Annotated in this window: 13 protein-coding genes and 2 tRNA genes; 11 read left to right on the top strand and 4 right to left on the bottom strand. The window is 68.1% G+C overall.

Annotated features, from left to right (window positions below):
* Positions 1 to 80 precede the first annotated feature (80 nt).
* Positions 81 to 290: a cold-shock protein gene (locus QH290_RS16655; RefSeq protein WP_280265907.1), complete on the top strand. Its 210-nt coding sequence runs from the start codon at positions 81 to 83 to the stop codon at positions 288 to 290.
* A gap of 579 nt (positions 291 to 869) precedes the next feature.
* A complete protein-coding gene (locus tag QH290_RS16650; RefSeq protein WP_187687559.1) occupies positions 870 to 1,073 on the top strand; it encodes a cold-shock protein in 204 nt (67 codons plus the stop codon).
* Between the two features lie 61 nt (positions 1,074 to 1,134).
* Here the strand turns inward: QH290_RS16650 and QH290_RS16645 are convergent, their stop codons facing one another.
* Positions 1,135 to 2,211 carry an alkaline phosphatase family protein gene (locus tag QH290_RS16645; RefSeq protein WP_280383780.1) on the bottom strand — a complete coding sequence of 359 codons (1,077 nt, stop codon included), beginning with the start codon at positions 2,209 to 2,211 and terminating at the stop codon, positions 1,135 to 1,137.
* Positions 2,212 to 2,468: 257 nt separating this feature from the next.
* On the opposite strand from QH290_RS16645, the gene serA reads away from it, so the two are divergent.
* Together serA and QH290_RS16635 are read left to right on the top strand one after the other, a co-directional pair.
* On the top strand, positions 2,469 to 4,067 hold the full coding sequence (gene serA / locus QH290_RS16640; protein ID WP_280265905.1) for a phosphoglycerate dehydrogenase: 1,599 nt from the start codon (positions 2,469 to 2,471) through the stop codon (positions 4,065 to 4,067).
* 182 nt (positions 4,068 to 4,249) lie between these two features.
* Positions 4,250 to 5,257: a 3-isopropylmalate dehydrogenase gene (locus QH290_RS16635; RefSeq protein WP_280265904.1), complete on the top strand. Its 1,008-nt coding sequence runs from the start codon at positions 4,250 to 4,252 to the stop codon at positions 5,255 to 5,257.
* 47 nt (positions 5,258 to 5,304) lie between these two features.
* Here QH290_RS16635 and QH290_RS16630 read toward each other — a convergent pair whose 3' ends face one another.
* Entirely contained in the window at positions 5,305 to 6,501 is a 1,197-nt protein-coding gene (locus QH290_RS16630) for an MFS transporter (protein ID WP_280265903.1), read from the bottom strand.
* A gap of 123 nt (positions 6,502 to 6,624) precedes the next feature.
* On the opposite strand from QH290_RS16630, the gene QH290_RS16625 reads away from it, so the two are divergent.
* From QH290_RS16625 to QH290_RS16610, 4 genes are all read left to right on the top strand, one after another.
* Positions 6,625 to 7,398, top strand: coding sequence for a fumarylacetoacetate hydrolase family protein (locus tag QH290_RS16625; RefSeq protein ID WP_280265902.1), 774 nt, complete (start codon positions 6,625 to 6,627; stop codon positions 7,396 to 7,398).
* Positions 7,399 to 7,412: 14 nt separating this feature from the next.
* Entirely contained in the window at positions 7,413 to 8,873 is a 1,461-nt protein-coding gene (gltX, locus tag QH290_RS16620) for a glutamate--tRNA ligase (protein WP_280383777.1), read from the top strand.
* A gap of 121 nt (positions 8,874 to 8,994) precedes the next feature.
* Positions 8,995 to 9,066, top strand: a tRNA-Gln gene (locus QH290_RS16615).
* A 136-nt stretch (positions 9,067 to 9,202) separates the two neighbouring features.
* Positions 9,203 to 9,275 (top strand) — tRNA-Glu (locus QH290_RS16610).
* A gap of 363 nt (positions 9,276 to 9,638) precedes the next feature.
* Here QH290_RS16610 and QH290_RS16605 read toward each other — a convergent pair.
* Together QH290_RS16605 and QH290_RS16600 are read right to left on the bottom strand one after the other, a co-directional pair.
* The gene (locus QH290_RS16605; protein ID WP_280383775.1) at positions 9,639 to 10,139 is read right to left on the bottom strand and encodes a pyridoxamine 5'-phosphate oxidase family protein; all 501 of its coding nucleotides are present in this window, start codon (positions 10,137 to 10,139) and stop codon (positions 9,639 to 9,641) included.
* Positions 10,140 to 10,264: 125 nt separating this feature from the next.
* Positions 10,265 to 10,966 (bottom strand): IclR family transcriptional regulator, encoded by a 702-nt coding sequence (locus QH290_RS16600; RefSeq protein WP_280383773.1) that lies wholly within the window; start codon positions 10,964 to 10,966, stop codon positions 10,265 to 10,267.
* Between the two features lie 96 nt (positions 10,967 to 11,062).
* On the opposite strand from QH290_RS16600, the gene leuC reads away from it, so the two are divergent.
* The 3 genes from leuC to QH290_RS16585 all read left to right on the top strand — a co-directional run bounded on the left by leuC (position 11,063) and on the right by QH290_RS16585 (position 14,058).
* Positions 11,063 to 12,508, top strand: a complete 1,446-nt coding sequence (gene leuC / locus QH290_RS16595) for a 3-isopropylmalate dehydratase large subunit (RefSeq protein WP_280383840.1) — start codon at positions 11,063 to 11,065, stop codon at positions 12,506 to 12,508.
* 128 nt (positions 12,509 to 12,636) lie between these two features.
* Positions 12,637 to 13,245 (top strand): 3-isopropylmalate dehydratase small subunit, encoded by a 609-nt coding sequence (gene leuD / locus QH290_RS16590; RefSeq protein ID WP_280265898.1) that lies wholly within the window; start codon positions 12,637 to 12,639, stop codon positions 13,243 to 13,245.
* 156 nt (positions 13,246 to 13,401) lie between these two features.
* On the top strand, positions 13,402 to 14,058 hold the full coding sequence (locus tag QH290_RS16585) for an HU family DNA-binding protein (protein ID WP_280383771.1): 657 nt from the start codon (positions 13,402 to 13,404) through the stop codon (positions 14,056 to 14,058).
* The last annotated feature ends 123 nt before the right edge of the window (positions 14,059 to 14,181 follow it).

Genomic DNA, 14,181 nt, shown 5'->3' with positions numbered 1-14,181 from the left:
GGCACGCCGTACCCGCCTGGACTGTCGCGGACCGGCTCGTTATCGTCTGCCTGGCTCGTAGGCGAGAAGGTAAGAGAGAGATGGCGCACGGCACGGTCAAGTGGTTCGACAGCAAGAAGGGGTTCGGCTTCATCACCGCCGACGGCGGTGGGCCGGACGTCTTCGTCGACTACACCGCGGTCGAGGGTGTCGGTTTCCGGTCGCTGGCGGAGGGGCAGCGAGTGGAGTTCGAGGTACGCCGCGCCAAGGCCGGTCCCGAGGCCAGGAGCGTCCGCGTAGTGCGCGACTGAGCAGGTGTGTTCTGCATCACCACTCTGTAATTATGTCGCCCACGTCACTTTTCGGCAAATCTGGCTAACGGCTATTTCTGACCTGTCGATATGCGGGTAGTCAGCCAGTTCGGCTGGGATTCAATAAAGGAGAGGTATTCCATGATCCCCGTTATCATCGACACCGGTAGCGCCGCTCTGAACGGCATCCTGAGCACCGCGGGCGCCGCGCTCCACGGCCTGCTGGACACGCTGTGGACCGGTTCCTTCGGCGGCTGAGCTCGCTTGATGGTCGTGTGAATCGACCCTGGGTCGGCCCCGGGTAGTAGCTACCCGGGGCCGACCTATTTTTGCCGGGGGACGTTCGGCGCGGAGTGGAGGAAATCGGCCCGGGGGCCGCATCGTGCCCGTCCGTCGGACTATCACGAACCAATTACAGCGACGTAATCTACGGACCTGAACGATTTCGAGCCGACTCTCCGCAAATCTCGTGCGACTCGAACCCTGGTGGCGGCCCGCGCGCGGGGCATGGCAATGTGGATGATCGAGACCGGTGCTGCCGTTGGTTGGCGGACCCGGCTCGTCTACAGAAGGTATGAAATGGCGCAAGGCGTAGTGAAGTGGTTCAACAGCGAGAAGGGCTTCGGGTTCATCGCACAGGACAACGGCGGTCCCGACGTGTTCGTGCATTACTCGGCCGTATCGGGGTCGGGTTTCCGCTCCCTCGATGAAGGCCAGCGCGTGGAGTTCGAGATCGGCCAGGGCCAGAAGGGTCCGCAGGCCCAGGGCGTCCGCGTGATCTGATCCCAGAACTTGCCGAGAGCCCCGCACCCGAAACGGTGCGGGGCTCTCGTGCGTTTCGGGGCTAGTCGCCGGCCGGGGCCGCGCCGACCTTGCAGCCCGCATCGGCCGGGAAGGGCAGGGCGGCAAGGCGGGTCGTCGCCGGGTCGGCGGGGTGCCCGATCACCGGTGTTCGTGGCGGCGGGGCACTCGGATCCCCGGATCCGCCCGTGCGCAACGACTTTCCGTCCAGATCGGCCACCGGCGCCAGACCCAGCAGATCGAGCACGGTCGGGGTGACATCGATCAGCGAGTAGCCGTTGTACACCCGGCCCGCCTCGAAGTCCGGTCCCCGGGCGATCACGAAACTGGCCACCTCGTAAGGACTTTGGCCGCCGTGGCCGCCCTCGGGCTTGTGCCCGTGGTCGGTGGTCACCAGGATCGTCCACCGCTCGTCGGGATGGTCCGCGCTCCGCCGGGACACCGCGTCGACGATCCGCCCGACCAGCACGTCGACCCGGCTGATCGCGTCCCGATAGGCCTGCGGGTTGCTGGCGCGCAGCCGATGCCCGGCGATGTCGACCTGGTCGAAGTGGGTGAACACGAAGTCGGTGCCCGCGGCGATGGCGGTCACCGTCGCCGCCGCGGTCGCGGTGTCGATATCGGCCTCGCAGCCGTAGGTGCCGAGCGGATTCGAACCGGCCGTGACGATCGTGTCGGCGTGCGGATCGCCGGTGCGTGCGATCGCGGAGATCGTGTCCCAGGTGGCGATCGACGCCGTCTTCCGCTGCGGCGCAGCGCGTTTGATGCGGTTGAAGACCGTCGGGAAACGGCCCAGGTGGGCCGGATCGCAGGTGTCGCCGTTGTCGCAGATGCCGGTGCGGGTGTCCCACACCCCGGTCAGCACCGCCGACCAGGACGGGCAGGACACGGTGGTGTGCGGCGCGATCGAGTAGCGGCTGAGCGTGCCCTCGGCCGCCAGTCGCTGCAGGTTGGGGGTGACCGCCGCCAGCACCTCGCTGTAGAGGCAGCCGTCGATCCCGATCACCGCGACCTTGCCGGTCCCGGGGGACGCCGCCGCCCGCGGCAGTGCGGTGCCGGTGGCGAGCGCGGCGAGGGAGGTCACCAGCAGTGCCGAACAGGTGCGCCGGGTGATGGCCATGATCACACGGTGACCTCGAGAACGGCGGCTATCCAGCGGAAACGGCCGACTTCGCCAAGCCTTCGCGCAAACCTCACGCGGGCGACGGACCGGGTTCACCGCGTTCACGCATCCGACGCATGACGGTTATGCCCGATTCGGACCGTCGTGTCGCCTACTGACGGCGGCCGCCTACCGGGCGGTACCCCGACGCCGAATCAGGCCCATTAAGCTGATCGGCGGTAAATGCCGATCCCATTCCCCAGGAGTGCCCCACAGTGAGCCCAAATGGCCGTCCTGTTGTTCTGATCGCCGACAAGCTCGCCCAGTCGACCGTCGAGGCGCTCGGTGACGGTGTCGAGGTTCGCTGGGTCGACGGCCCGAACAAACCCGAACTGCTCGCCGCCGTTCCCGAGGCCGATGCGCTGCTCGTGCGCTCCGCGACCACCGTCGACGCCGACGTCCTCGATGCCGGTAAGAACCTGAAGATCGTCGCCCGCGCCGGTGTCGGCCTCGACAATGTCGACGTGCCCGCGGCCACCGAGCGCGGCGTCATGGTCGTCAACGCGCCGACCTCCAATATCCACACCGCCGCCGAGCACGCCGTCACGCTGCTGCTGGCCGCGGCCCGCCAGATCCCCGCCGCCGATGCCACCCTGCGCGAACACACCTGGCAGCGCAGCAAATTCAACGGTGTCGAGATCTTCGGCAAGACCGTCGGCGTCATCGGCCTGGGCCGCATCGGCCAGCTGTTCGCCCAGCGCCTGGCCGCGTTCGAGACCAAGATCGTCGCGTACGACCCCTACACCTCCCCGGCCCGCGCCGCCCAGCTGGGCATCGAGCTGCTGAGCCTGGACGAGGTGCTCGAGCGCGCCGACTTCATCTCCATCCACCTGCCGAAGACGCCCGAGACCAAGGGCATGCTGAACGCCGAGACGATCGCCAAGACGAAGAAGGGCGTCGTCATCGTCAACGCCGCGCGCGGTGGGCTGATCGACGAGCAGGCGCTCGCCGACGCCATCACCTCGGGTCATGTGCGCGCCGCGGGCATCGATGTGTACGAGACCGAGCCGTGCACCGACAGCCCGCTGTTCGAGCTGCCGCAGGTCGTCGTGACCCCGCACCTGGGCGCCTCCACCGCCGAGGCGCAGGACCGCGCGGGCACCGATGTCGCCAAGTCGGTGCAGCTCGCCCTCGCCGGGGAGTTCGTGCCCGGTGCGGTGAACGTCACCGGCGGCGCGGTGAACGAGACGGTCGCCCCGTGGCTGGAGATCGTGCGCAAGCAGGGTGCCCTGCTCGGCGCGCTCGCCAGCGAGCTGCCGGTCAGCCTGGAGGTGCAGGTGCGCGGCGAGCTGTCGTCGGAAGATGTTGCGGTGCTGGAGCTTTCGGCGCTGCGGGGGGTCTTCTCGGCGCTGATCGAGGATGCGGTCACCTTCGTCAACGCGCCCTCGCTGGCCAAGGATCGTGGCCTCGAGGCGTCGGTCACCACCGTGTCGGAGAGCCCGTCGCATCGCAGCCTGGTCGATCTGCGCGCGGTGTTCGGTGACGGCCGCACGCTCAATGTCGCGGGCACCCTGACCGAGCCGCAGCAGGTGCAGAAGATCGTCAACATCAACGGCCGCAACTACGACATGCGCGCCGAGGGCCTGAACCTGGCCGTGCTCAACTACGGCGACAAGCCGGGCGCGCTGGGCAAGATCGGCACCAAGCTCGGCGAGGCCGGAATCGACATCCAGGCCGCGCAGCTGAGCCAGGACGTCGACAAGGAGGGCGCCACCGTCGTCCTGCGCATCAACAAGGAGGTCCCGGCCGACGTGCAGTCCGCGATCGCCGAGGCCGTCGGCGCCGCCCGGGTCGCCCAGGTCGACCTGGCCTGATTCCGGCCGAAAGCACATCGGAACGACGACGAGGCACGCCGAACCCGGCGTGCCTCAGTCGTTCCCGCGAACCACGGATTCCACTATGCGGGATGGGCTTGCCCTGGTCGCGGGTGGTTTTCGGGCACCGGATAGGGTGACCGGCGTCTTGGCCGAGGCCCGAAGGAACGGAGCGTTGTCATATGAAGCTGGCTGTCATCCCCGGTGACGGAATCGGGCCCGAGGTCATCGCCGAGGCGCTGAAGGTGCTCGACGTGGTCGTGCCCGGTGTCGAGCAGACCCGGTACGACCTCGGCGCCCAGCGGTATCACGCCACGGGGGAGGTGCTGCCGGATTCGGTGCTGCCCGAGCTGAAGCAGCACGACGCCATCCTGCTGGGCGCGATCGGCGATCCGTCGGTGCCGAGCGGCCTGCTGGAGCGGGGCCTGTTGCTGCACACGCGTTTCGCGCTCGACCATCACGTGAACCTGCGCCCGTCCAAGCTGTTCCCCGGCGTCACCAGCCCGCTGTCGGGCAACCCGGACATCGACTTCGTGGTGGTGCGCGAGGGCACCGAGGGCCCCTACACCGGCACCGGCGGAGCCATTCGGGTGGAGACGCCGCACGAGGTCGCCACCGAGGTCAGCACCAACACCCGCTTCGGCATCGAGCGCGTGGTGCGCTACGCCTTCGACAAGGCGCAGCGGCGTCGCAAGCACCTCACCCTGGTGCACAAGACGAACGTGCTCAGCTTCGCGGGCTCGCTGTGGCAGCGCACCGTGAACGAGGTCGGCACCGAGTACCCCGACGTCGAGATCGCCTACCAGCACATCGATGCCGCGACCATCCACATGGTCACCGACCCGGGCCGCTTCGACGTGATCGTCACCGACAACCTGTTCGGCGACATCATCACCGACCTGGCGGCCGCGGTCTCCGGCGGCATCGGGCTGGCCGCCTCCGGCAATATCGACGCCTCCGGCACCAACCCGAGCATGTTCGAGCCGGTCCACGGCAGCGCCCCCGATATCGCGGGCCAGTCCAAGGCCGACCCCACCGCCGCCATCCTCTCGGTCTCCCTGCTGCTCACCCACCTGGGCAAGACCGACGAGGCCACCCGCATCGAATCCGCCGTCGCCAAGGACCTCGCCTCCCGCACCGGCACCGCCTCCACCGTCGAGATCGGCGATCGCATCGCCGCCGCCCTCTGACCTCCTGCTGCGTCACAACAGCGTGAGAGTTGGTGTGGCGGTGGGGGTTACGGGGTTGAGGTCTCAACCTTGCGGGTGGTGAGGGGGACCAAGGGTATTGCGGCGGTGGCGATTACGGCCGTGACCAGATACGCCGCCGGGAATCCGGAGGCGGTGATCAGGGCGCCGAACAGCGGGGCGACGGCGGCCGACGCCAGGTTCTGGCCGGTGTTCTGGATGCCCAGACCGCGTCCGCTCCAATAGGGTCCGGCGAGTTCGGCGACGGCGGTGAAGGCCAAGCCGTTGTCGGCGACGGTGATGATCGAGGCCGCCACCAGGATCGGAATGGCGGCCCACCACCAGTGCAGCCAGGACGCAACGGCCAAGGCGCACATGGAGATCGCGGCCGCGACGGCGACCGTGCGCAGCGGGCGCAGGCGGCTGCCGACCCGGTCCGACCAGAAACCGGCGCCGATGCGGCCCGCGGCACCCAGCACCTGGGTCCCGGTGACCAGGACACCGGCCACCGCCAGCGACAGCCCGATATCGCGGTGCAGCCACAGCAGCGCGAAGGTCCACACGGTGGCCTGCGGGATCACCAAAAGCACCGAGACCCCGTGGATTCGCCACAGCGTGCTGTCCCCGCGATACGGATTGGCGGGGCGCGAGCCGTCGGTCACCGGCGGGCGCGGCGGATCGATGATCCCGATCCCGCACCCGATGGCGGCCAGTCCGGCCATCGCCGCCGGAACCAGGATGGCGGTGGAAAACCCGTGTGCCGCAGCGATGGTCGGGATCGTCAGCGCGCCGATCCCCACGCCCAGCGGCTGCGCGGACTGCCGGATGCCCATCGCCAGGCCGCGCTGATCCGGCGGGAACCATCCGACGATCACCCGGCCGCTGGCGCCGTTGGTGGAGCCCGCGCCCAAACCGGCCAGGAACAACAGCACTCCCAGCGCGACATAGTCGGTGACGGCCGCCGCGGCCGCACCCGCCGCGAACATCACCAGCGGCCCCGCCACCAGGACGGCCCGCTCGCCGATCCGATCCACGACATAGCCCCACGCGATCAGCGTGCACACCAGCCCCACCGTGGGCATCGCCACGAGCAGACCCGCTGTCGCCAAGGGCATTCCGCGGTCGGTCAGCGCCGGCAGCAGGAACGGCGTGCCGTGCACGATCACCGCGCTCGAACTCTGCGCGAACACCCCGAGGGCGAGCATGACCCACCGTCGGGTGGCGTGCATGGGGGTCACGGTGGTCACATCCTCACCTCTATCTCACATTTTGGGAACTCGGTCTTACTCTATGAACCGATGAACAGGGTACACCCTCGCCGCAGACCACCCGGTCGGGCGCATACCACCAGATGGATAGACTGTCGAGCCATGCGCCTAGGTCGAGTTGCCAGTCCCGATGGAGTCGCGTTCGTCAGCATCGAGGAATCGAGTTCCGGCGAGGTGGCCCGGGAAATCGCCGAACATCCGTTCGGCACCCCCACCTTCACCGGCCGCAGCTGGCCGCTGCCGGATGTGCGGCTGCTGGCGCCGATCCTCGCCAGCAAGGTGGTGTGCGTGGGCAAGAACTACGCCGCGCACGCACAGGAGATGGGTGGTGAGGCGCCGGAGGATCCGGTGATCTTCCTCAAGCCCAACACCGCCATCGTCGGGCCCAATGTGCCAATTGTGCTGCCGCCCAGCTCGTCTCAGGTCGACTACGAGGGTGAGCTGGCCGTCGTGATCGGCCGCCCCTGCAAGGACGTGCCCGCGGCCCGGGCGCGGGACGTGATCCTGGGTTACACCGCCGCCAACGACGTCACCGCCCGCGATCAGCAGCGTCACGACGGCCAGTGGACCCGCGGCAAGGGGTATGACACCTTCTGCCCGCTGGGGCCCTGGATCGAGACCGCCCTGGACCCGGCCGATCTGGAGATCACCACCGAGCTCGACGGCGAGGTCCGCCAGCGCAGCCGGACTTCGCTTCTGCTGCACGATATTCCGAAGCTGATCGAATGGGTCACCACGGTGATGACGCTGCTGCCGGGTGACGTAATCCTCACCGGCACACCGGAAGGTGTGGGACCGATGAAGGATGGGCAATCCGTCTCCGTGACGGTCGAGGGCATCGGCACCCTCACCAATCCCGTTGCCGCCAAACGTTGATCGAGAGAAGGAACATGTCTGACGTACGGGTCCGATTCTGCCCGTCACCGACCGGCACGCCGCATGTCGGCCTGATCCGGGCGGCGCTGTTCAACTGGGCGTTCGCCCGCCACCACGGCGGCACCTTCGTGTTCCGCATCGAAGATACCGATGCCGCACGCGATTCCGAGGAGTCCTACGCCGCCCTGCTGGACGCGCTGCGGTGGCTCGGGCTCACCTGGGACGAGGGCCCGGAGGTCGGCGGACCCTACGGGCCGTACCGGCAGTCGCTGCGCCGTGATCTTCATCTCGATGTGGTGCGGCGTTTGCTGGAGGCGGGGGAGGCCTACGAATCCTTCTCCACCCCAGAGGAAGTCGAGGCGCGGCATCGCGCCGCGGGCCGCGATCCGAAGCTGGGGTACGACAACTTCGACCGCGACCTGACCGCGGACCAGATCGCCGCCTACAAGGCCGAGGGCCGCCCGGCGGTGGTCCGGTTGCGCATGCCCGGCCACGACATCACCTGGCACGATCTGGTGCACGGGGAAACCACCTTCAAGGTCGGTTCGGTCCCCGATTTCGCGCTCACCCGCGGCACCGGCGATCCGCTGTACACGCTGGTGAATCCGGTCGACGACGCGCTGATGAAGATCACCCACGTGATGCGTGGCGAGGACCTGCTTTCCTCCACTCCGCGGCAAATTGCGCTGTATGAGGCGTTGCAGCGGATCGGGGTGGCGGAGTTCACCCCGCAGTTCGGGCATCTGCCCCTCGTGCGGGGGCAGGGCAACAAGAAGTTGTCCAAGCGCGATCCCGAGTCGAATCTGTTCGTCCATCGCGACCGGGGATTCATCCCGGAGGGTTTGCTGAATTACCTGGCTTTGCTCGGCTGGAGCCTCTCCGAGGACCGCGACGTCTTCTCCATGGCGGAGATGGTCGAGGCGTTCGACATATCGAAAGTAAATTCGAATCCGGCGCGCTTCGATCAGAAGAAAGCCGACGCGATCAACGCCGAGCACATTCGTTTGCTGGAGCCGGGTGATTTCACCCACCGGCTGCGGGAGTACCTGACCGCGCACAACCTCATCGGCGCCGAAGTGGACGAGGCGCTTTTCGCAACCGCGGCCGAGTTGGTGCAGACCCGGATCGTGGTCCTCGGCGACGCCTGGGATCTGCTGAAGTTCCTGTTCGTGCCGCCGCGGGAGTTCGCCGTCGATCCCGCCGCGGCGCAAAAGAACCTCGGGCCCGACGCGGCGCCGGTGCTGCGGGCCGCCATTGCCGCGCTGGACGGCGTCGCGGAGTGGTCGGCGGGCGCGCTGGAGGACGCGCTGAAAACGGCGCTGGTGGACGACCTGGGCCTCAAACCGCGCAAGGCCTTCGCGCCGGTGCGGGTCGCGGTCACCGGATCGCACATCAGCCCGCCGCTGTACGAGTCGCTGGAGTTGCTGGGGCGGGAGACGACCATGGCGCGACTGCGGGCCGCCGAGGCCGCCTGAGCCCGAAAACCCTGCTCTGACCAGCCGATTTGTATATTTCAGGGCAGGGTTTGGTAATCTTTCTCTCGGCCCGGAACGAGGTCCTCAGCCCGACGGGGCGGAGGCCGAAAGCCCAGGTCATTGGGGTATGGTGTAATTGGCAACACAGCTGATTCTGGTTCAGCCATTCTAGGTTCGAGTCCTGGTACCCCAGCGGAGAGTGTTGATTCGGCTCGGTTCGCGGTCGAGACGGTCGACCTCCCGGCGATTTGATCGCCGGGGTTCCGGCCGGTTAAGCTGGCCGAGCCTCCTCTAGCGGGAGACCTCCGATTCCGGAGTACATCCTTCCTGGCCCCGTCGTCTAGCGGCCTAGGACGCCGCCCTCTCAAGGCGGTAGCGCGGGTTCAAATCCCGTCGGGGCTACGCGAATGCGAGGCCCATGCCCACCGAGGGCATGGGCCTTTTTCGCTTCGCGGTGTCTTTTGGGGGCGCGGCCCCCAAGCCCCAGCCCGGAGGGGCTTCGCCCCCCGGACCCCCACCCGGTCGTCCCGTCTCGAGTCGCCGAACCCCGTGCCCCGTAGCCGACCGGCTCACCTCCCATCCCCGGCCTGCTCTCGGCCCTATCCCCGGCCTGGCCTCGCCGCTACTCCGGCCTGGTCTCACCTCTCATCGGGCCTGGTCTCACCTGTCGTTTCTGGTCTGGTCTTGCCTGTCGTTTCTCGCCCGGTCTCGCCTGTCGTCCCCGGCCTCGCTTTGCCCTATCCCCGGCCTGCTTTTCGGCCGGGGTCAGTTCTGTGGGGGCCAGGTGGTGCCGCTCAGGGGCATTTCGGGGAGGCCGAGTTTGCGGTGGTCCCAGCTTCGGGTGCGGGTGGCGACGACGCGGATGGCTACTCGCTTGTTCAGCATGGCCTCGACCATCGGGCGCAGGTCGTCGGTGTACGGGCCCGTGTAGCGCTCCCAGACGCTGATGCCGACCTGGAACAGGGCCTCGGGGTCCTCGACGATCTCCGCGCGGCCCTCGATCGAGACCCCGCGCAGCTGGTCGTAGGTGTCGCCCGCCTCCACCAGCACCGTCACCCGCGGGTCGCGGCGGATGTTCACCGCCTTCTGCGACTTGAGCTTGGTCTCGAACCAGATCTCGCCGTTCACCAGGCCGTACCACATGGCGGTCAGGTGCGGCAGGCCCGTCTTGCCGAGCGTGGCCAGCGTCGCGACGCGGCTGCGCTCGAGGAATTCGGCGATCTCCCCGTCCGACATCACGATCTGCGCGCGTTGATTAACTCCCATGCGCCGACTGTACTTTACGGCGTATGGCGAGCGTCACAGAGCGGGCTATCCGTCCCGGCCAAAAGCGCGCCGGGAACAGGGGACGACGAGAGTACGGGCGCCGGGAACAGGTGGCCGGGATCGGGCTACAGGCGCTTGTGTAGCGCGTCGGCGGCCGCGACCAGGTCCGCGGCCCACCGGGCGCCCGGTCGGCGCCCCATGCGGTCGATAGGCCCCGATACCGATACCGCGGCGACCACCGCACCGCCCGAATCGCGCACCGGTGCCGAGACGCTGGCGACCCCGGCCGCGCGTTCGGCGGCGCTCTGCGCCCAGCCGCGGCGGCGCACCTCGGCCAGGGCGCGGTCGCCGAACACCGCATCGGTCAGCACGCTGCGCTGCAGTTCGGGATCCGACCAGGCCAGCAGCACCTTGGCGGCCGAACCCGCGGTGAGCGGCAGCCGGGCGCCCACCGGCACGGTGTCGCGCAGGCCCTGCGCGGGCTCGAGCGCGGCGACGCAGATGCGGGAATGGCCGTCGAGGCGGTAGAGCTGCACGCTCTCGCCGGTGATCTCGCGCAGCCGCGGCAGGATGGCGGCGGCCGCGTCCAGCAGCGGGTCCTCCGCGGTGGTGGCCAGCTCCGACAGGGCGGGGCCGGGGCGCCACAGCCCGTTCGCGTCGCGTGCGAGCATGCGATGCACCTCCAGCCCCACGGCCAGCCGATGCGCGGTCGCGCGGGGCAGGCTCGTGCGGGTGCACAGCTCGTTGAGGCCGCAGGGCTGCTCGGCCGCGGCGTAGAGCACGGCCATGGCTTTGTCGAGCACCCCGATACCGCTATGCTGTCTCATAGAACGATATTAGCGTCTCGAATACTGAGATATGCAAATGCAGCCCCGTGTCGGCAGCCCAGTACGGCGCGGGATCCGAGTGAAAGCGAGATGAAGATGGCCGACCGGCCACGCACCCTGGCGGAGAAGGTCTGGGACCAGCATGTCGTCGCCCGCGGCGCCGGCGAGGGCGACGCGCGCGAACCGGATCTCATCTACATCGACCTGCACCTGGTGCACGAGGTGACCAGCCCGCAGGCCTTCGACGGGCTGCGCGCGGCCGGTCGCCGGGTCCGCCGCCCCGATCTCACCATCGCCACCGAGGATCACAACGTCCCGACCGTCGACATCGACAAGCCGATCGCGGACCCCATTTCCCGCACCCAGGTCGAGACGCTGCGGCGCAATTGCGAGGAATTCGGTGTCCGGCTGTACCCGATGGGCGATCTGGAGCAGGGGATCGTGCACGTGGTCGGTCCGCAGCTGGGTCTGACCCAGCCGGGCACGACCGTGGTGTGCGGCGATTCGCACACGTCCACGCACGGCGCGTTCGGCGCGATCGCGATGGGCATCGGCACCAGCGAGGTCGAGCACGTGCTGGCCACCCAGACGCTGTCGCTGCGGCCGTTCAAGACCATGGCGATCAATATCGACGGGCAACTGCCGGACGGGGTGACGAGCAAGGACGTGATCCTGGCCGTGATCGCGCAGATCGGCACCGGCGGCGGCCAGGGCTATGTGCTCGAATACCGCGGCGAGGCCGTGCGCGGCATGTCCATGGAGGCGCGGATGACGATGTGCAACATGTCCATCGAGGCCGGTGCGCGCGCGGGCATGGTGGCACCCGACGAGGTCACCTACGAATTCCTGAAGGGCCGCCCGCACGCGCCGCAGGGTGCGGACTGGGACGCCGCGGTCGAGGCGTGGGAGGCGCTGAAGACCGACGAGGGCGCCGAATTCGACGCCGAGGTGCACATCGACGCGTCGACGTTGACCCCGTTCGTCACCTGGGGCACCAATCCCGGACAGGGCCTGCCGCTGGGCGAATCGGTGCCGAACCCGGCCGATATCGTCGACGAAACGGCGCGCGAATCGGCCGAGAAGGCCCTGCGATACATGGATTTGGAGCCCGGAACTCCGCTTCGGGAGGTCAAGGTCGACACCGTATTCGTGGGCTCGTGCACCAATGGCCGCATCGAGGATCTGCGCGCGGTGGCCGGGGTTTTGGACGGTCGCAAGGTGGCCGACGGGGTGCGGATGTTGATCGTTCCGGGATCGATGCGGGTGCGGGCGCAGGCCGAATCCGAGGGGCTGGGCGAGATTTTCACCGCCGCCGGGGCGGAATGGCGTCAGGCGGGCTGCTCGATGTGCCTGGGGATGAATCCCGATCAGCTTTCCCCCGGTCAGCGCTGTGCGTCGACATCCAATCGCAACTTCGAGGGCCGACAGGGCAAAGGCGGCCGCACGCATTTGGTTTCGCCGCTGGTCGCCGCGGCGACCGCGGTGCGCGGAACGCTGTCCTCACCTGCGGATCTGGTCCCGGCTGCCGCCGGGAAAGAGTAGGCCCGCCGGGAAGCGCAGGACCGCCGGGAATGAGTAGGACCGGCGGGAAGCGCAGGCCCGCCGGGAAAGAGTAGGACCGGCGAAAGCCGGGATCCGCACCTATAAACCTTCACCAGCCAGGAGAACCGATGGAACCGTTCAAGGTACACAAGGGGATCGGCGTCCCGCTGCGCCGATCCAACGTCGACACCGACCAGATCATCCCCGCGGTCTATCTGAAGCGGGTTACACGAACGGGATTCGAGGACGGGCTGTTCTCGGCCTGGCGCTCGGATCCGACCTTCATTCTGAACACCGAGCCCTTCAACCGGGGATCTGTCCTGGTGGCCGGTCCGGATTTCGGCACGGGTTCCTCACGAGAGCATGCGGTTTGGGCGCTCATGGACTACGGCTTCCGGGTCGTGATCTCCTCGCGCTTCGCCGACATCTTCCGGGGCAACGCGGGCAAGGGCGGCCTGGTCGCGGCCCAGATGTCACAACATGATGTCGAATTGCTCTGGAAGTTGCTCGAGGAACGGCCCGGCCTGGAATTGATCGTGGACCTCGAGGCACGCACGGTGACCGCCGGAACCACCGTGTTGCCCTTCGATATTGACGACTACACCAGGTGGCGCCTGCTCGAGGGGCTGGACGACATCGGGCTGACACTGCGCCGGGAAGAGGCCATCGACGCCTTCGAAAAGGCAAGGCCAGCTTGGAAACCCACCACCATTCCGGACGCTATTTCGCAGGCGTAAACAGTCCTGGGTGTTAGCTGGGAGCTACCAATCGCAGTTGCTGTGCGTGTGCCACGCCACATGAAATTTGGCGTGGCACATAGACTCTTGCCCATTGAGGGTTTACCGTGGTACCTAGTCGGTCCGACGACGGGCCATTAGTCTGCGGAGGATTCAATGAACAAGGCGGAACTGATCGACGTTCTGACCGAAAAGTTGGGTACTGACAGGCGCACGGCCACTGCGGCAGTCGAGCAGATTGTCGACACGATCGTGCGCGCTGTGAACAAGGGTCAGAGTGTCACCATCACCGGATTCGGTGTGTTCGAACAGCGTAAGCGTGCGGCGCGGGTGGCGCGTAACCCCCGCACCGGCGAAACCGTCAAGGTGCGGCCCACCTCGGTGCCGGCCTTCCGTCCGGGTGCGCAGTTCAAGGCGATCATCGCGGGCAAGCAGAAGATCGCCGCGGCCGGTCCGGCCGTGAAACGTGGTGTGGCAGCGCCGGTATCGGGTACGGCCAAGAAGGCGGCCAAGAAGACCACGGCGAAGAAGACGACGGCCAAGAAGACCGCCGCCAAGAAGACGACGGCCAAGAAGACCGCCGCCAAGAAGGCTCCGGCCAAGAAGGCCACCGCCAAGAAGACGACGGCCAAGAAGACCGCCGCCAAGAAGACCACGGCCCGGAAGACCACGGTCAAGAAGGCGCCCGCCAAGAAGACCACGGCCAAGAAGACCGCGGCCAAGGCGACCGCCAAGAAGACCACGGCCAAGAAGGCGCCCGCCAAGAAGACGGCGGCAAAGCGTACCGCCGCCAAGCGGACCACGCGTCGCTGACGGCATCGCGAAAGCGGGCCCCCGCCCCCCGGGCGGGCGGCCCGCGGGGGGGGGGGGGGGGCGGGGGGTGGGGGGGGGGGGCGGGGGGTGGGGGGGGGGGGGGGTGTGCGGGGCGGCGGGGGG

Source organism: Nocardia wallacei (assembly GCF_029869545.1).
Taxonomy (GTDB): Bacteria; Actinomycetota; Actinomycetes; order Mycobacteriales; family Mycobacteriaceae; genus Nocardia; species Nocardia wallacei_A.
This window is presented reverse-complemented; position numbering and strand designations above follow the sequence as displayed.